The 21,341-nt window shown below is 60.1% G+C and carries 17 protein-coding genes; 6 read left to right on the top strand and 11 right to left on the bottom strand.

The genetic code is table 11. From position 1 onward, the window contains the following. Nucleotides 1-3 precede the first annotated feature (3 nt). The 4 genes from emhB to PMI37_RS08920 all read left to right on the top strand — a co-directional run bounded on the left by emhB (nucleotide 4) and on the right by PMI37_RS08920 (nucleotide 7,408). Entirely contained in the window at nucleotides 4-3,156 is a 3,153-nt protein-coding gene (gene emhB, locus PMI37_RS08935) for an efflux RND transporter permease subunit EmhB (RefSeq protein WP_008080102.1), read from the top strand. After that, a complete protein-coding gene (emhC, locus tag PMI37_RS08930) occupies nucleotides 3,153-4,613 on the top strand; it encodes an efflux RND transporter outer membrane subunit EmhC (RefSeq protein WP_008080101.1) in 1,461 nt (486 codons plus the stop codon). The genes emhB and emhC overlap by 4 nt, the downstream gene beginning before the upstream one ends. 442 nt (nucleotides 4,614-5,055) lie before the next feature. Next, complete coding sequence (locus tag PMI37_RS08925; protein WP_008080098.1) at nucleotides 5,056-6,315, top strand: OprD family porin; 1,260 nt, start codon at nucleotides 5,056-5,058, stop codon at nucleotides 6,313-6,315. 286 nt (nucleotides 6,316-6,601) lie between these two features. Continuing rightward, the gene (locus PMI37_RS08920; protein ID WP_008080097.1) at nucleotides 6,602-7,408 is read left to right on the top strand and encodes a methyltransferase domain-containing protein; all 807 of its coding nucleotides are present in this window, start codon (nucleotides 6,602-6,604) and stop codon (nucleotides 7,406-7,408) included. A gap of 95 nt (nucleotides 7,409-7,503) precedes the next feature. On the opposite strand, the gene pcaC is transcribed toward PMI37_RS08920, so the two are convergent. From pcaC to pcaR, 11 genes are all read right to left on the bottom strand, one after another. Beyond that, on the bottom strand, nucleotides 7,504-7,896 hold the full coding sequence (pcaC, locus tag PMI37_RS08915) for a 4-carboxymuconolactone decarboxylase (protein ID WP_008080096.1): 393 nt from the start codon (nucleotides 7,894-7,896) through the stop codon (nucleotides 7,504-7,506). Between the two features lie 12 nt (nucleotides 7,897-7,908). Then, on the bottom strand, nucleotides 7,909-8,697 hold the full coding sequence (gene pcaD, locus PMI37_RS08910; protein WP_008080095.1) for a 3-oxoadipate enol-lactonase: 789 nt from the start codon (nucleotides 8,695-8,697) through the stop codon (nucleotides 7,909-7,911). 12 nt (nucleotides 8,698-8,709) lie between these two features. Continuing rightward, nucleotides 8,710-10,074, bottom strand: coding sequence for a 3-carboxy-cis,cis-muconate cycloisomerase (locus PMI37_RS08905; RefSeq protein ID WP_008080094.1), 1,365 nt, complete (start codon nucleotides 10,072-10,074; stop codon nucleotides 8,710-8,712). Nucleotides 10,075-10,119: 45 nt separating this feature from the next. Beyond that, the gene (locus tag PMI37_RS08900; protein ID WP_008080093.1) at nucleotides 10,120-11,415 is read right to left on the bottom strand and encodes an MFS family transporter; all 1,296 of its coding nucleotides are present in this window, start codon (nucleotides 11,413-11,415) and stop codon (nucleotides 10,120-10,122) included. A gap of 253 nt (nucleotides 11,416-11,668) precedes the next feature. After that, entirely contained in the window at nucleotides 11,669-12,235 is a 567-nt protein-coding gene (gene pcaG / locus PMI37_RS08895) for a protocatechuate 3,4-dioxygenase subunit alpha (protein ID WP_008080091.1), read from the bottom strand. Between the two features lies 1 nt (nucleotide 12,236). Further along, nucleotides 12,237-12,941, bottom strand: coding sequence for a protocatechuate 3,4-dioxygenase subunit beta (gene pcaH, locus PMI37_RS08890; protein ID WP_008080089.1), 705 nt, complete (start codon nucleotides 12,939-12,941; stop codon nucleotides 12,237-12,239). Nucleotides 12,942-12,977: 36 nt separating this feature from the next. After that, nucleotides 12,978-14,183, bottom strand: a complete 1,206-nt coding sequence (gene pcaF, locus PMI37_RS08885; protein ID WP_177323304.1) for a 3-oxoadipyl-CoA thiolase — start codon at nucleotides 14,181-14,183, stop codon at nucleotides 12,978-12,980. After that, entirely contained in the window at nucleotides 14,180-14,959 is a 780-nt protein-coding gene (locus tag PMI37_RS08880; RefSeq protein ID WP_008080085.1) for a CoA-transferase subunit beta, read from the bottom strand. Before PMI37_RS08880 ends, pcaF begins: the two co-directional genes overlap by 4 nt. Further along, nucleotides 14,959-15,816, bottom strand: a complete 858-nt coding sequence (locus PMI37_RS08875; protein WP_008080083.1) for a CoA transferase subunit A — start codon at nucleotides 15,814-15,816, stop codon at nucleotides 14,959-14,961. The genes PMI37_RS08880 and PMI37_RS08875 overlap by 1 nt, the downstream gene beginning before the upstream one ends. 262 nt (nucleotides 15,817-16,078) lie before the next feature. Further along, complete coding sequence (locus tag PMI37_RS08870) at nucleotides 16,079-17,425, bottom strand: MFS transporter (protein WP_008080080.1); 1,347 nt, start codon at nucleotides 17,423-17,425, stop codon at nucleotides 16,079-16,081. A gap of 293 nt (nucleotides 17,426-17,718) precedes the next feature. Further along, nucleotides 17,719-18,561 carry a pca regulon transcriptional regulator PcaR gene (gene pcaR, locus PMI37_RS08865; RefSeq protein ID WP_008080069.1) on the bottom strand — a complete coding sequence of 281 codons (843 nt, stop codon included), beginning with the start codon at nucleotides 18,559-18,561 and terminating at the stop codon, nucleotides 17,719-17,721. 649 nt (nucleotides 18,562-19,210) lie between these two features. Here pcaR and PMI37_RS08860 point away from each other — a divergent pair. After that, complete coding sequence (locus tag PMI37_RS08860) at nucleotides 19,211-19,411, top strand: hypothetical protein (protein WP_008080067.1); 201 nt, start codon at nucleotides 19,211-19,213, stop codon at nucleotides 19,409-19,411. A 375-nt stretch (nucleotides 19,412-19,786) separates the two neighbouring features. Further along, nucleotides 19,787-21,262: an inorganic phosphate transporter gene (locus PMI37_RS08855; protein WP_008080065.1), complete on the top strand. Its 1,476-nt coding sequence runs from the start codon at nucleotides 19,787-19,789 to the stop codon at nucleotides 21,260-21,262. The last annotated feature ends 79 nt before the right edge of the window (nucleotides 21,263-21,341 follow it).

Raw genomic sequence — 21,341 nt, 5'->3', positions numbered from 1 at the left:
CTCATGTCAAAATTCTTTATCGACCGTCCGATTTTCGCCTGGGTAATTGCCCTGGTGATCATGTTGGTCGGGGCACTTTCGATCCTGAAATTGCCGATCAACCAGTACCCGAGCATTGCGCCTCCGGCCATTGCGATCTCCGTGACCTACCCGGGCGCTTCGGCGCAAACCGTGCAGGACACCGTGGTCCAGGTGATCGAGCAGCAGCTCAACGGTATCGACAACCTGCGTTATGTGTCCTCGGAAAGTAACTCCGACGGCAGCATGACCATCACCGCGACCTTCGAGCAAGGCACCAACTCCGACACCGCGCAGGTACAGGTTCAGAACAAGCTGAACCTCGCCACCCCGCTGTTGCCGCAGGAAGTGCAGCAACAAGGTATCCGCGTGACCAAGGCAGTGAAAAACTTCCTGCTGGTGATCGGCGTGGTATCGCGTGACGGCAGCATGACCAAGGACGACTTGTCCAACTACATCGTGTCGAACATGCAGGACCCGATCTCGCGGACCGCCGGTGTTGGTGACTTCCAGGTCTTCGGTGCCCAGTACGCGATGCGCATCTGGCTCGATCCGGCCAAGTTGAACAAGTACAACCTGACTCCAGGCGATGTCAGCACCGCGATCTCGGCACAGAACGTCCAGGTGTCTTCCGGTCAGCTCGGCGGTTTACCGGCACTGCCTGGCCAGCAACTGAACGCCACGATCATCGGCAAGACCCGTCTGCAGACTGCCGAGCAGTTCAAGGCAATTCTGCTGAAGGTCAACCAGGACGGCTCGCAAGTGCGTGTCGGCGACGTCGCTGACGTCGGTCTGGGCGGTGAAAACTCGAGCATTTCCGCGCAGTTCAACGGCAGCCCGGCCTCGGGTCTGGCGGTGAAACTGGCCAACGGTGCCAACGCCCTCGACACCGCCAAAGCGCTGCGCAAGACGATTGACGACCTCAAGCCGTTCTTCCCGCAAGGCATGGAAGTGGTGTTCCCGTACGACACCACCCCGGTGGTGACCGAATCGATCAAGGGTGTGGTTGAAACCCTGGTCGAAGCGATCGTGCTGGTGTTCCTGGTGATGTTCCTGTTCCTGCAGAACTTCCGCGCCACCGTCATCACCACGATGACCGTGCCGGTGGTATTGCTGGGTACATTCGGCATCCTCGCGGCGTTCGGTTTCAGCATCAACACCCTGACCATGTTCGGTATGGTGTTGGCCATCGGCTTGCTGGTGGACGATGCCATCGTCGTGGTGGAAAACGTCGAGCGGGTGATGAGCGAAGAAGGCTTGTCACCGAAGGAAGCGACCAAGAAGTCCATGGGCCAGATCCAGGGCGCACTGGTCGGCATTGCGCTGGTTCTGTCGGCGGTACTGCTGCCGATGGCGTTCTTCAGCGGCTCCACCGGTGTGATCTACAAGCAGTTCTCTATCACTATCGTCTCGGCCATGGCCCTGTCGGTAATGGTTGCGCTGATCTTCACCCCGGCCCTTTGCGCGACCATGCTCAAAGCGATTCCGAAAGGTGAACACGGCACGCCGAAGAAAGGTTTCTTCGGCTGGTTCAACCGCAACTTCGACCGTGGCGTGCAGAGCTATGAGCGCGGTGTTGGCAACATGCTGTCGCGCAAAGCACCGTACCTGCTGGCTTACCTGCTGATCGTGGTCGGCATGATCTGGCTGTTCACGCGCATTCCGACTGCGTTCCTGCCGGAAGAAGACCAGGGCGTACTGTTCGCCCAGGTGCAGACCCCGGCCGGTTCGAGTGCCGAGCGTACTCAGGTGGTGATCGACGAAATGCGCAGCTACCTGCTGGATAAAGAAGCAGGCGCAGTGTCCTCGGTGTTCACCGTGAACGGCTTCAACTTCGCCGGTCGCGGTCAGAGCTCGGGTCTGGCGTTCATCATGCTCAAGCCGTGGGACGAGCGTAACGCGGACAACAGCGTGTTTGCCCTGGCCCAACGTGCCCAGCAGCACTTCTTCACTTTCCGCGACGCGATGGTGTTTGCTTTCGCCCCGCCAGCGGTACTGGAGTTGGGTAACGCCACCGGTTTCGACGTGTTCCTGCAAGACCGCGCCGGTATCGGTCACGACAAGCTGATGGAAGCGCGCAACCAGTTCCTGGGCCTCGCCGCTCAGAGCAAGGTGCTCTATCAGGTGCGTCCGAACGGCCTGAACGATGAACCGCAATACCACTTGGAAATCGACGACGAGAAAGCCCAGGCCCTTGGCTTGAGCCTGACCGACATCAACAGCACGCTGTCGATCTCCTTCGGTAGTAGCTACGTCAACGACTTCATCGACCGTGGTCGTGTGAAGAAGGTTTACGTGCAAGGTCAGGCCGGTGCTCGCATGAGCCCGGAAGACTTGAAGAAATGGTACGTGCGCAACAACGCCGGGACCATGGTGCCGTTCTCCGCCTTCGCCAAAGGCGAGTGGATCTACGGTTCGCCGAAGCTGGCCCGTTACAACGGCGTGGAAGCGATGGAAGTGCTCGGTTCTCCGGCGCCGGGTTACTCCACCGGTGAAGCGATGGCCGAAGTCGAAGCGATTGCCAAGAAGCTGCCGGCGGGTGTCGGTATCTCCTGGACCGGTCTGTCGTATGAAGAACGTCTGTCGGGTTCGCAAGCGCCGGCGCTGTACGCCCTGTCGCTGCTGATGGTGTTCCTGTGTCTGGCGGCGTTGTACGAGAGCTGGTCGATTCCGATCGCCGTTATGCTCGTGGTACCGCTGGGTATCATCGGTGCACTGCTGGCCACCAGCCTGCGCGGTCTGTCCAACGACGTGTACTTCCAGGTGGGTCTGTTGACGACCATCGGCCTGGCGGCTAAAAACGCCATTCTGATCGTCGAGTTCGCCAAGGAACTGCATGAACAGGGCCGCAGTCTGCGTGACGCGGCGATTGAAGCCTGCCGCATGCGTCTGCGACCGATCATCATGACGTCGCTGGCCTTCGTCCTCGGTGTTGTGCCGTTGGCGATCTCCACCGGCGCCGGTTCAGGCAGTCAGCACGCGATCGGTACCGGCGTGATTGGCGGTATGCTCACGGCAACGATCCTGGCGATCTTCTGGGTCCCACTGTTCTTCGTCACGGTTTCGTCCATCGGCCAGCGTAAAATCGCCGATCCAGATGACGATGCTAAAGAAACTCCTAAAGAGGCTGGCCAATGAGCAAGTCGCTACTCTCCATCGCAGTCGCCGCCTTCGTGCTGAGCGGTTGCTCGCTGATACCTGACTATCAGCAGCCTGAGGCTCCGGTCGCAGGTCAGTACCCGCAGGGGCCGGCGTATTCGCCGGCCCAGGCACCGGCGCAAGCCGCTGCCGAGCAGGGCTGGAAACAGTTTTTCCACGACCCGGCCCTGCAACAGCTGATCCAGGTGTCCCTGGAAAACAACCGCGACCTGCGTGTCGCGGCACTGAACATCGACGCGTATGCGGCTCAATACCGCATTCAGCGTGCTGACCTGTACCCGGCGATTTCGGCCAATGGCACTGGCAGCCGTCAACGTCTCCCGGAGCGCGCTTCGCAGACCGGCGAGTCGATGATCAGCAGCTCGTACTCGGCAACCGTTGGCATCAGCGCCTACGAACTCGACCTGTTCGGTCGCGTTCGCAGCCTGAGCGAACAAGCGCTGCAACAATACTTCGCCACGGAAGAAGCGCGCCGCAGCACCCAGATCAGTCTGGTGGCCAGCGTCGCCAACGCTTACCTGACCTGGCAAGCGGACAAGGAACTGCTCAAGCTGACCCAAGACACCCTCGGTGCCTTTGAAGAAAGCTACAAGCTGACCAGCCGCAGCAACGAAGTCGGTGTCGCTTCGGCACTGGATCTGGCGCAGTCGCGCACCTCGGTGGAAAACGCCCGTGCGCAACTGGCGCGTTACACCCGCCAGGTCGCGCAGGACGAAAACAGCCTGACCCTGCTGCTCGGTACCGGTATCCCGGCCAACCTGCAAGCGGCCAAACCGCTGTCGGATGACCTGCTCAGCGACGTGCCGGCCGGTCTGCCATCGGATCTGCTGCAACGTCGTCCGGACATTCTGCAAGCCGAGCACAACCTGAAAGCGGCCAACGCCAACATCGGCGCAGCCCGTGCAGCGTTCTTCCCGAGCATCAGCCTGACCGCCAACGCGGGCACACTGAGCCCGGACCTGTCCGGTCTGTTCAAGGGTGGTTCGGGGACGTGGCTGTTCTCGCCGCAGATCAACCTGCCGATCTTCAACGCCGGCAGCCTGCGCGCCAGCCTCGACTACGCCAAGATCCAGAAGGACATTGGCGTGGCGAACTACGAGAAGTCCATTCAAACGGCCTTCCAGGAAGTCGCCGACGGCCTGGCCGCCCGCCAGACCTACACCGAGCAGTTGCAAGCGCAGCGTGACTTCGTTCAGGCCAACCAGGATTACTACCGCCTGGCCGAGCGTCGCTACCGCATCGGTGTCGACAGCAACCTGACCTTCCTCGATGCCCAGCGTCAGCTGTTCAGCGCGCAACAAGCACTGATCACCGACCGCCTCGCGCAGCTGACCAGTGCGGTCAACCTGTACAAGGCCCTGGGTGGCGGCTGGAATGCGCAGACCGCGCAAAACGAGCCGGTGAAAGAAGAAGCGCCGAAGATGAGATTGTTCTGATCATCATCCGGTAAAAACAAGAAGCCCACCGATTGGTGGGCTTTTTGTTGTGTCTGAGAAAGTTGTGGTGTCTGGACTGGCCCCATCGCTGGCAAGCCAGCTCCCACAATGTTCTGTGGTGTACCCAACATTGTGAACGACACAAAAACCTGTGGGAGCTGGCTTGCCAGCGATGACGCCCTCACATTCACCCAATACACCGACCAAATCTTGCGTTCGATAATCGCCCAAAACCCGCTTCCGCCGATTGAATCCCCACCACCGCGCCCCGCACCATTCGATCCACAAAACCAATAACAACAGGTTCGACACCATGCTTTCGCGCCCTGCTCCGTCCGGCTGATCGCCACCGCTCCGCCCCCTGAATCCATCGTATTTCTGCACCGCTAAAAACGGCCGCAGCGCCGCCGTTCGCCCTAAAAAAACAAGAGAGACTCCAGCTATGACCACCTCCCCCGCGCCTTACGCATTTCCCGGGCTGATCGCCCTGGCCCTGGCCGGCATCGCGCTGCCCGCTGCGGCCGAAGAAGCCGGTTTTATCGAAGGGGCCAAGGTCAACCTCAACCTGCGCAACTTCTACATCAACCGCAACTTCACCAACCCGACCAAGGCCCAAGGCAAGGCTGAAGAGTGGACGCAGAACTTCATCCTCGACGCCAAATCCGGCTTCACCCAAGGCACCGTCGGGTTCGGCATGGACGTGCTGGGTTTGTACTCGTTGAAACTCGATGGCGGCAAAGGCACGGGCGGCACGCAGTTGCTGCCACTGGATCACGACGGTCGCCCGGCGGATAACTTCGGCCGCACCAACGTCGCTTTCAAGGCCAAGCTTTCGCAGACCGAAGTGAAGGTCGGCGAATGGATGCCAGTGCTGCCGATCCTGCGATCGGACGACGGTCGCTCGCTGCCACAAACCTTCCGTGGCGGCCAGATCACTTCGAAGGAAATCGACGGCCTGACCCTCTACGGCGGCCAGTTCCGCGCCAACAGTCCACGCGACGACAGCAGCATGAGCGACATGTCGATGACCGGCAAAGCGGCGTTCACCTCGGATCGTTTCAACTTTCAGGGCGGTGAGTATGTGTTCAACGACAAGCGCACACAGATCGGCTTATGGAACGCTGAACTCAAGGACATCTACAGCCAGCAATACGTCAACCTGACCCACAGCCAACCATTGGGCGACTGGACACTCGGCGCCAACCTCGGTTTTTTCTACGGCAAGGACGACGGCAGCGCGCGCGCCGGCGATCTCGACAACAAGACCTGGTCGGGGATGTTCTCGGCCAGGTACGGCGGCAACACCTTCTACGTCAGCCTGCAAAAACTCACCGGCGACAGCGCGTGGATGCGCGTCAACGGCACCAGCGGCGGCACGCTGGCCAACGACAGCTACAACGCCAGTTATGACAATGCCCAGGAACGTTCCTGGCAACTGCGCCACGACTACAACTTCGCCGCCATGGGCGTCCCCGGCCTGACCCTGATGAACCGCTACATCAGCGGCGACAACGTACACACCGGCACGATCACCGACGGCAAGGAGTGGGGCCGCGAATCGGAACTGGGCTACACCGTGCAGAGCGGCACGCTCAAGGACCTCAACGTCAGATGGCGCAACTCGACCATGCGCCGGGATTTCAGCAATAACGAGTTCGACGAAAACCGCCTGATCGTCAGCTACCCGATCAGCCTCCTCTAAACACCGTTAGATCTGATCCCCGCGATCCCTGTAGGAGCTGCCGAAGGCTGCGATCTTTTGATCTTGAAAACAACGTCAAAAGATCGCAGCCTTCGGCAGCTCCTACAGGGGGCTATGCCATTGGTCTGGATTAATGGCACTTTGCCGGGCGTCGAGTAGAGTGAAAAAACCTGAAGGACTCAGGTGTACGCCCCTTCCCGCTTCCGTTATCTGTTGATGTTGGTCCCCTAAAGACTTGAGCCAGGCTGTCATCGGAAGACACTGTTGATCACCAGAGGACGACCTCATGATCACCCTACTCAAAGCAGTCCCTGACTGGAACGCCAAAGCGTACCAGCAGTTTTCCAAGCTCAGGCAACGTCCGGTCAATGAATTGCTCGACCGCGTCCACCTGCACAACCCCAGACGAATTGTTGACCTCGGTTGCGGCACCGGCATCGCCACGCGGTTGTTGGCCGAACGCTGGCCGCGCGCGCAGCTGCTGGGCATCGACAGCTCAGCGCAGATGCTCGACGAGGCGCGCGGCCTGCCGATCAACGCTTCATGGCAACAGTGCGACTTGCTCGACTGGCAACCTGAACAACCGGCGGATCTGCTGTTTGCCGCCGCTGTGCTGCATTTCATCCATGGCCATGAAACGCTGCTGCCGAACCTGCTTGGTCAACTCAACGCGGGTGGTTGCCTGGCGGCGCATATGCCCGACTGGCGCGATGCGTTGTGGTATCGGCTGATGCTCGAAACACTCGACGACGGCGGCGTCGGCGGCACGCCATTGGGCACGCCTGAACTGCGCCAGCGCATGGCGGCGCGGCCATTGTTGGCGCTGGAGGACTACTACCGATTGCTCGCGCCAATGACCTCGTCGCTGGATATCTGGGAGACCGAGCAGTTGCAGGTGGTTGACGGTAAATCGCCGGTGTATGACTGGGTGAAAGTGTCGGCGCTGCGGCCGGTGATGCAAGCGCTGAATTCAGCAGAACAGGCGCGGTTTATTTATCACTTTCTGATACGGGTGCACGCGCAGTATCCCCAGGAGGCGGACGGGCATACGTTGTTTGCGTTCAAGCGGATATTTATTGTCGCCACGGTTTGAAGAGCAAAAGATCGCAGCCTTCGGCAGCTCCTACAGGGGAACGCATTCCAAATGTAGGAGCTGCCGAAGGCTGCGATCTTTTTCGGTTTCAACCGTCACTCGCGGGATTCAACCCCAAGCTCATCCCACACCGCTTCGGCCAAATGAAACGTCGCATTCGCCGCCGGAATCCCGCAGTAAATCGCGCTCTGCATGATCACTTCCTTGATCTCACCGCGACTCACGCCATTATTTGCCGCCGCGCGCAAATGCAGTTTCAGCTCACCTTCGCGGTTCATGCCGATCAGCATGGCGATGGTGATCAAACTGCGCGTGTGCCGAGGCAAGCCCGGACGCGTCCAGATATCGCCCCAGGCATGCCGGGTGATCATCTCCTGAAACTCCGAGTTGAACTCGGTCAGCGTGGTCAGGCTGCGATCGACATGCGCATCACCAAGTACCGCGCGGCGCACTTGCATGCCGTCGTCGTAACGTTGTTTCTCGTCCACGAAAATCCCCTGTCAGGCGTTTAGAAACGCCAATACGCGATCACTGAAATCAGCACCGGCCTGCACGTTCGAAAGATGCGCCGCATAGAACTCGGCGTACTCGGCACCGCGTACATGCTCCTGAATGAAATGCCCACCGGACGGCGGCGTCACCGCATCTTCAGTGCCGGCAATCACCAGCAACGGCACGTTGATCGACGCCAGTTGCTCGCGGAAATCGGCATCTCGCACCGCCGCGCAATTGGCCGCGTAACCTTCAGGCGAAGTCGCCGCGAGCATGTCGGTAATCTGCTTGGCCGCCGCCGGATGCGCCGCGGAAAAGTCCGGAGTAAACCAACGGGCAATCGATGCATCACGCAGGGCAACCATCGCTACCGAACCGTCGCGCAGCACGGTTTCGATGCGCGGATTCCACACCGACGGGTCGCCGATTTTTGCCGCCGTGTTGCAGACGATCAGCTTGTGCAGACGGTGCCCGGCATTGATCCCCAGCCACTGGCCGATCAGGCCGCCCATCGACAATCCGCAGAAATGCGCACGCTCAATGTGCAGTGCATCCAGCAGGCCGAGCACATCGTGACCGAGTTGCTCAATGCTGTACGGCCCCGGTGTCACCAGCGATTTGCCGTGACCACGGGTGTCGAAACGCAGCACACGAAAGTGCTCGGTGAACGCCGGCATCTGCGCGTCCCACATGTGCAAATCAGTGCCCAGCGAGTTGGACAGCACCAGCACCGGTGCATCGACCGGGCCTTCTATTTGATAGTGCAGTTCGCCATCGGCGAGTTGAACGAAAGCCACAGCCCTCTCCTTTCAGTCAGACAATGCGTTGTGTTCAGCCACCGCACGCTCGACCCAGACTTGCGCCTGACCGAGGTAATGGGCGGGGTTCAAAAGATGATCGAGTTCAGCGCTGCTCAATTCGGCGGTGACTTGCGGTTCGTCAGCGAGAACGGCGCGCAAATGGCGCTGTTCGGCCACCGCGCGTTTGCAGCATTGTTCGAGCAGGTGATGCGCGGTGTCGCGACCAACCCGTTGCGCAAGGACAATGCTCACCGCTTCGGCCAGCACCAGCCCTTGGGTCAATTCGAGATTGCGCGACATGCGTTCGGCGTCGACTTCCAGCCCTTGCGCCAACAACCGAGCCTGTTGCAGCGAGCCGGACACCAGGCAGCAAATCTCCGGCAAGGTTTCCCACTCGGCATGCCACAGACCGAGGCTACGCTCGTGCTCCTGCGGCATTGCGCTGAACAGCGTCGAGACCAGCCCCGGCACCCGCGTCGCCGCACCGATCAACACCGCAGCGCCGACCGGATTGCGTTTGTGCGGCATGGTCGACGAACCACCCTTGCCCGGCGCCGAAGGCTCGAACACCTCGGCGGCTTCGGTCTGCATCAACAGGCTGATGTCGCGGCCGAATTTGCCGAGGCTGCCGGCGATCAAACCGAGCACCGCACCGAACTCCACCACGCGATCACGCTGGGTGTGCCACGGCTGTTCGGGCAAGGTCAGTTGCAGTTCTTCAGCCAGCGCTTCGGCAATCGGCATCGCCTGTTCGCCAAGTGCTGCAAGCGTCCCGGAGGCGCCGCCAAATTGCAGCACCAGCAGACGCGGTTTGAGTTCACGCAGACGCTGACGACTGCGAGTGACAGCGCCCAGCCATCCGGCGATTTTCATACCGAGGGTCACCGGCGTCGCGTGTTGCAGCCACGTGCGTCCGGCCAGCGGCGTCGCAGCATGACGTTGCGCCTGACTGGCGAGCGAATCGGCCAATTGCACCAGATCACGTTCAATCAATTCCAGCGCCTGACGCAATTGCAGCACCAGCCCGGAATCCATCACGTCCTGACTGGTCGCGCCCAAATGCACATAGCGCTCAGCCTCGGCATCGGTCGCAGCAATCTGCTTGCCCAACGCCTTGACCAGCGGAATCGCCGAATTGCCGGCCGTGGCAATCGCCTCGCCGAGTGCCGCGAAGTCATACAGAGCGGCGCTGCACGCCGTCGCAATCGGTGCCACCGCAGAGTCAGGAATCAAACCGACGCGCGCCTCGGCCCGGGCCAGCGCCGCTTCGAAGTCGAGCATCGCCTGCACGCGGCCCTGATCGCAGAACACCTCACGCATATCGCGGGCAGTGAAGTAGGCATCGAACAATTGATTGCCCGGTCGCTGAGTCATAAAAATCCTTGCCGGCGCGGGCCATCACGGCCCGCGCGCATCGGGTTAGAGGTCGTGGTGCAAGTACGCCGCCTGTTTCGGCAAGCGCAGACTGAACAGGAACGCGATCGCCATCATCACCGTCACGTACCAGTAGAAAGAATTTTCCATGCCGATGTTCTTCAGGCTCAGGGCGACGAATTCCGCCGAACCACCGAAGATCGCGTTGGCCACCGCATAGGCCAGACCGACGCCGAGGGCGCGGACTTCCGGCGGGAACATTTCGGCTTTCACCAGGCCGCTGATCGAGGTGTAGAAACTGACGATCGCCAGCGCCACGGTGATCAGCACAAACGCGAGGAACGGGCTGCTGACGCTTTTCAGGCTCAACAGAATCGGCACCGTGAACAGCGTACCCAGCGCGCCAAACCACAACATCGAATTACGTCGGCCGATCTTGTCGGCGAGCATGCCGAACAGCGGCTGCATGCACATATACAGGAACAGCGCGCCGGTCATGATGTAGCTGGCGGTCTTGGCGTGCATGCCGGCGGTGTTGACCAGGTATTTCTGCATGTACGTGGTGAAGGTGTAGAAAATCAGCGAGCCACCGGCGGTGTATCCGAGCACGGTGATGAACGCGGCTTTGTGATCGCGGAACAGCGCGCTGATGCTGCCAGCGTCTTTGTGCGCGCGGGTTTCTTCGTTGGTGGTTTCTTTCAAGCTGCGACGCAGGAACAGCGAAATCAACGCCGCCACCGCACCGACCACAAACGGAATCCGCCAGCCGTAGGCGCGCAGGTCTTCTTCGGTGAGGAACTGCTGCAGGATCACCACCAGCGACACCGCCAGCAGTTGCCCGCCGATCAGGGTCACGTACTGGAACGAGGCGAAAAATCCGCGCTGGCCCTTGAGGGCAACTTCGCTCATGTAGGTGGCGGTGGTGCCGTACTCGCCGCCGACCGACAGGCCTTGCAGCAGACGTGCGAACAGCAACAGGATCGGCGCCCAGACGCCAATGGTGTTGTAGGTTGGCAGACAGGCGATCAGCAACGAGCCAAAACACATCATCAGAATCGAGATGAGCATCGACTTCTTGCGCCCGTGCTTGTCAGCAACCCGGCCGAAAATCCAGCCACCGATCGGGCGCATCAGGAAGCCGGCAGCGAACACGCCGGCGGTGTTGACCAGTTGCACCGTCGGGTTGTCGGAGGGGAAAAACGCCGGGGCAAAATAGATCGCGCAAAAGGCGTAGACGTAGAAGTCGAACCATTCGACAAGGTTGCCGGACGAGGCGCCGACAATGGCAAAGATGCGCTTGCTGCGCTCTTCGCCGGTGTAATGGGAGGTGGTGGTTGTCATTGTTTTTCACTCGATAGGGACAGTGAGAGTCTAGACATACTTTGCAACAGTCCCGTTCCACATTGGATCATCACCCAGCTCTTGACCAGCCTTTGTGGCGAGGGGATTTATCCCCGTTGGGCAGCGAAGCGGCCCCAAAACCATTCAACGCGTTATTTCAGGTAAATCGCGTGTATCTGATTTGCGAGCGCTTCGCACTCGAACGGGGATAAATCCCCTCGCCACAGTTGATCGCTGACCACCGATGGAGTGTTCAATAATCGAAGAACACCGTCTCGGCATCAGTGCCCTGCAGGATCACATTCCACTGGTAAACACCCGATTCATCCTTCTTCGCCAGCAAGGTCGTGCGGCGCTCCGCCGGCACGCACTCAAGCAACGGATCATCAACGTTGGCAGGCTCGCCTTCAAAGTAGATCCGCGTCAGCAAGTGCTTCACCAAGCCACGGGCAAATACCAACACCACCAAATGCGGCGCCTGGGTCGAACCTTTCAGCCCCTCAACCGTACCCGGTTTGATCGTGGTAAAGCGAAACCGCCCTTCAGCATCCACCGGCACGCGGCCAAAGCCTTCAAAGTTCGGATCGAGTGCTTTGTCCTGCTCGTCTTCCGGGTGGTCGTACTTACCGGCAGCATTCGCCTGCCAGACTTCGAGCATGGCGTCGTTGACGACATCGCCATTGCCGTCCACCACTTGCCCGGTGATCGCCACGCGCTCACCGAGGGTTTGTTCGACAGTAAGGTCTTCGCGGTTCAGCCAGGTCAGGCCGATGTGGTAATACGGCCCGACGGTGTGGGACGTGGTCGCAGTCAGCGTCATCTTATTTCTCCATCGGCGTGGCTTCACGCCCGCGCAGCACGATGTCCCAGCGATAACCGAGGGCGTAGGACGGAATGGTTTTTTCCAGATCGAAACTGGCGATCAGGCGTTCCTTGGCCGAAGTGTCCGGCACGCAGTTGTAGATCGGGTCGTAGGCCAGCAGCGGGTCACCCGGGAAGTACATTTGCGTGACCAGGCGCGTAAGAATGCTCGGCCCGAACAGCGAAAAGTGGATATGCGCCGGGCGCCACGCATTGTGGTGGTTGCCCCACGGATAGGCGCCAGGCTTGATGGTCTGGAACTGGTACCAGCCATCGGCGTCGGTCACGGTGCGGCCGGTGCCGGTGAAGTTCGGGTCGAGCGGCGCATCGTGCAGATCGCGCTTGTGGTTGTAACGACCGGCGGCGTTGGCCTGCCAGATCTCCACCAGAATCCCCGGCACCGGCAGACCGTTTTCGTCCAGTACACGGCCGTGAATGATGATGCGTTCGCCCTGTGGCTCGCCCTCATGCTGGGCGGTCAGGTCGTTATCGGTGTCGCCTACACGTTCGGCGCCGATGGTCGGGCCGGTGATTTCCGACAGCGAGTGCGGCAGAAACACCAACGGCTTCGACGGCGAGCGCAGGTTGGTGGATTGATAGGTCGGGTGCAGGTACTCAGGCTGAGTGCCTTCCTGCGGACGACGGTAACCAGGCTTGTCAGACATGTCGCTTTCCTCTGTTCTTTTTCGTCACGGCTTGCGTCAGACGCGTTCGATGGCCAAAGCCAGACCTTGGCCGACACCGACGCACATGGTCGCCAGACCTTTCTTGCCACCGGTCTTTTCCAACTGATGCAGCGCGGTCAATACCAATCGCGCACCGCTCATGCCCAACGGGTGGCCGAGGGCAATCGCCCCACCGTTCGGGTTGACCTGCGCGGCGTCATCCGCCAGGCCCAGTTCACGCAGCACTGCCAAGCCTTGGCTGGCAAACGCTTCGTTGAGTTCGATCACGGCGAAATCGCTGACCGCTACGCCGAGGCGTTCGATCAATTTGCGCACCGCTGGCACCGGGCCGATGCCCATCACGCGCGGGGCTACACCGGCGCTGGCCATGCCGAGCACTTTGGCGCGGGCCGTCAGGCCGTGTTTTTTCACCGCTTCGGCGGACGCCAGAATCAGCGCAGCGGCACCGTCGTTGACGCCGGAGGCATTGCCGGCGGTAACGGTTTTGTCCGGGCCGTTGACCGGTTTCAGTTTAGTCAGCGCTTCTATTGTCGTGTCGGCACGCGGATGTTCGTCCTGGCTGACCACGGTTTCGCCCTTCTTGTGGGCGATCCGCACTTCGACGATTTCTTCAGCGAAGTAGCCGGCGGCCTGCGCGGCGGCAGTACGTTGCTGACTGCGCAGGGCAAAAGCGTCCTGATCGGCGCGCGAGACTTTATAGTCGTCGGCGACGTTGTCAGCGGTCTGCGGCATCGCGTCGACGCCGTATTGCGCCTTCATCAAAGGGTTGATGAAACGCCAGCCGATGGTGGTGTCTTCCAGTTTCATGTTGCGCGAAAACGCCGCGTCAGCCTTGCCCATCACGAACGGTGCGCGGGACATCGACTCGACGCCGCCGGCAATCGCCAGCTCCATCTCACCGCTGGCAATCGCACGAAACGCCGTGCCGATCGCGTCCATGCCCGAAGCACAAAGACGATTGAGGGTCACGCCCGGCACGCTTTCCGGCAGGCCTGCCAGCAGCAGCGCCATGCGCGCGACATTGCGGTTGTCTTCGCCGGCCTGGTTGGCGCAGCCGAGGAATACTTCGTCGATGGCGCTCCAGTCCACCGAGGGATTGCGTTCCATCAGGGCCTTGATCGGCACGGCGGCCAGATCATCGGCGCGCACGGCGGACAAACCGCCGCCGAAGCGGCCAATGGGTGTGCGAATCGCGTCGCAGATATAAACGTCACGCATCATGCTTCTCCTGGTGCCTGACCGTGGGCGGCGGCCGTGCGCGCTTCAAGATCGCGCAGTGCGGTCAGTTCTACTTCTGTTGGTTCTGCGGTGCTCTCGACGGTGTCGGCAAAACGAATTGCCCAACCGGTGGCCGCGACCACTTGCTCGCGGGTCACGCCCGGGTGCAGTGCGGTGACCACAAATTCGTGGGTGCCCTCTTCCGGCTCCATGATGCACAGGTCGGTGATGATGCCGACCGGCCCGGCGCCCGGCAGGCCCAGACGTTTGCGCGAGTCGCCGCCCTCGCCGTGACCGACCGAAGTGATGAAATCGAGCTTGTCGACAAACGAACGTGCCGACTGTTTAAGGATGATCAACACGCTTTTCGCCGAACCGGCAATCTCCGGCGCGCCACCGGCACCCGGCAGGCGCACTTTCGGCGAGAAATAATCGCCAACCACGGTGGTGTTGATGTTGCCGAAACGGTCGACCTGCGCAGCACCGAGAAAACCGACGTCGATGCGTCCGCCCTGCAACCAATAGCGAAAAATCTCACCGGTCGGTACCACGGTGTCGGCGGTTTCCGCTAGCTCGCCGTCACCGATGGACAGCGGCAGCACGCTCGGCTTGGCGCCAATCGGGCCTGATTCGTAGATCAGCACCACGTCTGGCGACGAGGTCAGGCGCGCCAGATTGGCGGCTTTCGACGGCAGGCCGATGCCGACGAAGCACACCGAGCCGTTTTTCAGGCGACGGGCTGCGGCGACGGTCATCATTTCATTGGTGGTGTACGTCATTACTTGGCCTCCGAAGCAGCGGCCAACTTGGCCTGGAACGCACTGAAGTCAGCGCAGCCATGGATGTATTCGTTGATCCACGCGGTAAACGTCTCACGGTCGCGGGCGATCGGATCCCACGCTTGATAGAAACGATTGTCGCGCTCGTTGTAACCGTGGGCGTAGGACGGATGTGCGCCACCGGGCACATGGCAGACCGCGCTCAGGGCCCAGGTCGGCAGTACGCAGGAGTTCATCGGTGCGTTGAGGTTGTCGACGATTTCTTCGACGGTAACGATGCAGTGCTTGGCGGCCAGTGCAGCTTCTTTCTGCACGCCGAGAATGCCCCACAGCAGCACGTTGCCTTGTCGGTCGGCTTTCTGTGCGTGGATCACCGTCACGTCCGGGCGCACCGACGGCACGGCCGCCAGCACTTCACCGGTAAACGGGCAGGTCACGGTTTTGATCAGCGGGTTGACCTTCGGCAGGTCGGAGCCAGCGTAGGCCCGCAGCACCGCGAACGGTAGGCCGGAAGCGCCGGCGACGTAGGCATTGGCCAGGTCGGCGTGGCTGTGTTCTTCGATTTCCAGCGGCTGCGGCCATTGTTTCTCGACCGCATCGCGCAGACGGTGCAGCGAACCCACGCCAGGGTTGCCACCCCAGGAGAAAATCAATTTGCGTGCACAACCGGCGCCGATCAATTGGTCGTAGATCAGGTCAGGCGTCATCCGCACCAGCGTCAGATCTTTCTTGCCCTGACGAATGATTTCATGGCCCGCAGCCGTGGGGATCAAGTGAGTGAAGCCTTCGAGTGCGACGGTGTCGCCGTCGTTGACGAATTGCTTCACCGCTTCGTTTAGCGAAAGGATCTCAGCCATGGAGCGGGCTCCTGTTTTTGTAATAAATCGCCAGTGATAAAAAGGCGCGAGGTTCAGCGCCGGAGTCACTGCAGATTAAGCCTGGGAAAATTGCCAAACAATCCGATAATCGACTGAGTGTTCGTTTATCGAACAGATTGTTGTTTCCCTATCGTTTCGTGTTGTCTGCAAAAGATCGCAGCCTTCGGCAGCTCCTACATGGGAATGTAAAACCCTGTAGGAGCTGCCGAAGGCTGCGATCTTTTCGCTTCACACCGCGATATCAGGTCGCATCCGCATGGCTGACCATGCCCTTGATCAACACCGCCGCCGTGGCCAACGCCGCCGGAATCACCAACGCCGTCAGCACCTGCTCGAAATTCCAGCCCAAGCCCAACAATGTCGCGCCCATCCACGCCCCGAGAATCGCGCCGAAGCGGCCAATCCCGAGCATCCACGACACGCCGGTCGCCCGCCCCTGCGTCGGATAAAACCGCGCGGCCAGCGACGGCATCGCCGATTGCGCACCGTTAACGCACATACCGGCCACCAACACCAAGGTCGCCAGCAACGTAATGTTGCCCAGGCTTTGCCCCACCGCGTAGGCAAACACCCCCGCCAGCAGGTAGAAAACGCCAATAACCTTGTGTGGATTGAAGCGATCCATCGCCCATCCCACGGCGACCGCGCTCAATACCCCGCCGAACTGGAACAACGCGCCGATAAACGCGGCTTGCTCCATGCTCGCGCCGCTGTCGCGCATCAGCGTCGGCAGCCAGCTAGTCAGCAGGTAAACAATCACCAGGCCCATGAAGTAGGTCAGCCACAGCAGTAAGGTGCCGGTGCTGTAAGTGCCGGAGAAAATCACCGCAAAGACGTTACGTGCCTTGACGGTTTTCTGTTCCGGCACGCTGAAGCTCGAGGCCTGGGCGACAGTGACCGGATCAATTGGAGCCAAAGTCTTGCGAACCTTGTCGGTGCCACGGTTACGGACTACAAGGTAGCGCGCCGATTCCGGCAGCCAGAACAGCAGCACCACGGCGAGGATCAACGGCAGGATCCCGCCGATCATCAGCAGGCTGTGCCAGCCGAACGCCGGGATCAGCTTGGCGGAAATGAACCCGCCACCGGCCATGCCGAGGTTGAAACCGCAGAACATGCTGGTCACCAGCAGCGATTTCTTGCGCTCCGGGGTGTATTCCGAGAGCAGCGTGGTGGCGTTCGGCATCCCGGCGCCCAGACCCAGGCCGGTGAGGAAACGCAGTACCAGCAGTTGTTCGACGTTGGTGCTGTACGCCGACGCCAGACTGAAAGCACCGAACAGCACCACGGCGCCGACGAGTACGACTTTTCGCCCGAAGCGGTCAGCCAAAGGGCCGGAGCCGAGTGCGCCGAAGACCATGCCGATCAACGCGGCGCTCATCACCGGGCCGAGGCTGGCGCGGTCGATGCCCCAGTCCTGCGACAACGCTGGGGCAATGAAGCCCATCGCGGCGGTGTCGAGGCCATCGAGGAAAACAATCAGGAAACACAGGATCACCACTCGCCACTGATAGCGCGAGATCGGTTGGGCATTGATGAAGGTCTGCACGTCGAGGCATTGACCTACAGCGGACTGAGGCTGGTTCATTATTTTTATTCCACGCAAAAAACGCAGTCGAACGGCGGCCGGCCAAAACACGGCACGGGCACAAGAATAGAAGGTCTGGATCAGGCGTTGCGGTGAACCCGGCAACAGCGGGTGGAGCGGAGACAGTCGGAGAGCGTGCGCATGGTCAGTTGCCTCTTGTCATTATTATCGGAGTCGCAGTCCGGCGGGCTCATTCACATCGGCGCCGGATGACGCTGCCGCGACATTAATGATCCGGGGGTTTTAGCGTCAATTCGATAAACGCAACACTGTGCGTTTATCGAACAGCTTAATCAGGCAAACAACTGCGCGCTGAGGTCGCGGCTGGCGCTGAGCAGGCCTGGCAGGAAGCGCTGCTCAAGCTCGGTGCGGCTGACGCGACCGGCGTGGGTGCTGACGTTGAGCGCCGCCACCACTTGGCCCGAGGCGTCGTAGACCGGCACGGCAATCGAACGCAGGCCTTGTTCCAGTTCCTGATCGACGATGCACCAACCCTGCTGCCGCACTTCCTGCAGGCATTCGAGCAACGCCTCGGGGGTGTGGATCGTGCGGCTGGTCTTGGCCACGAGTTCAGCGTGGTCGAGGTATTCGCCGAGCGAGGTGTCGTCGAGTGCCGCCAGCAGGATCCGCCCCATCGACGTGCAATAGGCCGGCAGACGCCCGCCCACCGACAGGTCAACCGAAATCAGCCGTTGTGTGGTCGCCGAACGCGCGATGTAGAGGATGTCGTCGCCCTCAAGCGTGGCCATGTTGCAGGCTTCGTGCAGTTGCTCGCTCATGCGGTCGAGGTACGGCTGGGCCGAGACCGCCAGCGGCGTCGAAGACAAGTAGGCATGGCCGAGGGTCAGCACTTTGGGCAGCAGCGAGTAGGTGCGTCCGTCGGTGGTGGCGTAGCCGAGTTTGATCAAGGTGTGTAGGCAACGGCGCACGGCCGCGCGGGGAATTTCCGTGCGATGGCTGATTTGCGCGATGGTCAGGTGACGTTTGCGCTCCTGAAACGCCTGCACCACCGCCAGGCCACGGGCCAGCGACGTCATGAAATCCGGATCACCGGTCAGCGCCTGGATCCGTTTGGCCGGCGAGGCGACGATCGGCGGCGCCACGGAGGTGAAGGAATTGCGCATTTGATCGTTCATTTATTGTCCTTTTATCCGGCACAGATCAACGGGCTATACAAACGGCTCGTGGGCAGATGCACAAGCGTCGAGCCATCAACATTGGGCGATTATCGAACCGTCGACCGATAATCGCAATCGACCCGCATGGCTGTCCCCACCATTTGAGACGCTTGTTCAACTTTTACCGGTCAATTGAAACGCGGTTTAGTTGATCGACTAAATGGCGCCAAAAACAGATCGCGGCCAAGTAAACGTTTGCCTGTATTTGAACTACCCCTAAAAGTTGCGCGTCACAAAACAATCACACATCCGGAACCGTTTTTAACTTGGCAAAGATAGTCAATCCTGAATCGACCGCTATAATGCGTTCAGTGGGGCCGCGTTTTTAATCGCCGTGGCCGCCACTTGCTGACGCGATGTCCATCGCCGACAGCCCCGGCCAGCGCCTGACGCTCATCACCCATGTAACGCCAGCGCTTGCTGAAACAGGACACTGAAGCTGCGTCAGTTTTAATCTGGTGCCGTAGCCGCCTGTAACACGGAAGTCTTGATCGCCCGCCGATTTCAGTAATGCCTGCACAGGCGTTGCGATGTCGAGGGGGCTGCTCAATCGATTCGTTGCAGTGCGTTTCACCAGACATTTAACTCAACTCATACAGGTAGCACTGTGACGAAAGACGAACTGCGCGCGGAACTTGAGCGCCAGGAACAACGTTACAAGGAAGTTTACGGCGGGGAAGTCACCACCTACGCCGCTCAACCAGAACCGGAACGCAAGGCATGGCGTAAGCGCCCTACCGTTCAGGATCAGGTCTTCAAGCAGGAAATTGAAAAGATCGAAAAGGAACTCAAAGCCGAAGAGCCTTGAGCCACGGTTTTTCGCATCTTTAAAAGGTCAGCGTACGCACCGGCTACAAGCGCGGTGGAACGACGATGCCTTGCGCGCCCGCTACCCGCGGGCAGCGGCCATCTCCCTGTCTGACAGGCTGAAACCAGGCGCCCTACAGGTTTCACAGATATTTCAGACAAGCGTTTGAGCCGTCGATACGCCTGCAAAAACACCCCACTCAGAAGTCTTTAATCAATAAAATCAATGACTTGAAAAACCCTGCGCCACGCTTGGTTTTCATCTGCTGCAACAAATTAAATTGAAGAAGAGTGTTACCGATGAGCAGGTAGGGGATCGATTTCGAGACTTTTCTGGCATAATCGCGCCCCCTTACGACCGGGTCAGAAAACCTTCATGATCGATTTATTCAGCGGACTGGATGCTTGGGTGCTTGTGAGCCTCTTGCTCGCCCTGACTTTTGTCCTCGCCTTCGAGTTCATCAATGGATTTCATGACACCGCTAACGCGGTAGCCACTGTTATCTACACCAAAGCCATGCCGCCTCATCTGGCAGTGTTCTTTTCCGGTGTGTTCAATTTCCTCGGCGTGCTGCTGGGTGGCGTTGGCGTGGCGTATGCCATTGTCCATTTGCTGCCGGTGGAACTGCTGATCAATGTGAACACCGGCCATGGTCTGGCGATGGTGTTCTCGTTGCTCGCCGCGGCAATCACCTGGAATCTCGGCACCTGGTACTTCGGTATCCCGGCGTCCAGCTCGCACACGCTGATCGGCTCGATCCTCGGTGTCGGCCTGGCCAATGCCCTGATCAACGATATCCCGTTGGCTGACGGCGTGAACTGGCAGAAAGCGATCGATATCGGCGCCTCGCTGGTGTTCTCGCCAATGGCCGGCTTCCTGATCGCGGCACTGGTGCTGATCGGCCTGAAATGGTGGCGCCCACTGTCGAAAATGCACAAGACGCCGGAACAGCGCCGCAAGCTTGACGACAAGAAGCACCCACCGTTCTGGAACCGTCTGGTCCTGGTGATCTCGGCCATGGCCGTGAGCTTCGTGCACGGTTCCAACGATGGCCAGAAAGGCATCGGCCTGATCATGCTGGTGTTGATCGGTATCGTTCCGGCGCAGTTCGTTCTCGACCTGAACAGCACCACTTACCAGATCGAACGCACCCGCGATGCCACCCTGCACCTGAGCCAGTTCTACCAGCGCAACGCCGATTCGCTGGGTGAATTCCTGGCCTTGGGCAAAAGCGTGGAAGGCGACCTGCCGGAGAAATTCCGCTGCAACCCGCAGCAGACCGAACCGACCATTTCCGCCCTGCTGCATACGCTCAAAGGTGTCGCGGACTACCACTCGCTGTCCTCCGACAGCCGTGTAGAAGTTCGTCGCTACCTGCTCTGCCTGGACGACACCGCGAAGAAAGTCGGCAAGTTGCCTGGCCTGGATGCTCGTGAAAAGGCTGACCTCGACAAGCTGCGCAAAGACCTGACCACCACCACCGAATACGCGCCGTTCTGGGTGATTCTGGCGGTTGCACTGGCTCTGGGCCTGGGCACCATGGTGGGTTGGAAACGTGTGGTGCTGACCATTGGTGAGAAGATCGGCAAGCAAGGCATGACCTATTCTCAGGGCATGTCGGCGCAGATCACGACGGCCAGTTTGATTGGTCTGGCCAACATCTTCAGTCTGCCGGTGTCGACCACTCACGTTCTGTCTTCGGGCGTGGCGGGCACCATGGTCGCTAACAAGAGCGGCCTGCAGGGTGGCACGGTTCGTACGATTCTTCTGGCATGGGTGTTGACCCTGCCAGCGACGGTTGGGCTGTCGGCTGGGTTGTTCTGGCTGGCTTCGAAGGCGTTGGGTAGTTGATAGATAGCTGAAATGAGAAAGGCGCGATTCGAGAGGATCGCGCCTTTTTTTGTTTTTGGGGTTTGGGGGCATATCCGTT

Origin of the sequence: Pseudomonas sp. GM80 (genome assembly GCF_000282515.1) — a bacterium.
Lineage (GTDB): Bacteria > Pseudomonadota > Gammaproteobacteria > Pseudomonadales > Pseudomonadaceae > Aquipseudomonas.
This window is presented reverse-complemented; position numbering and strand designations above follow the sequence as displayed.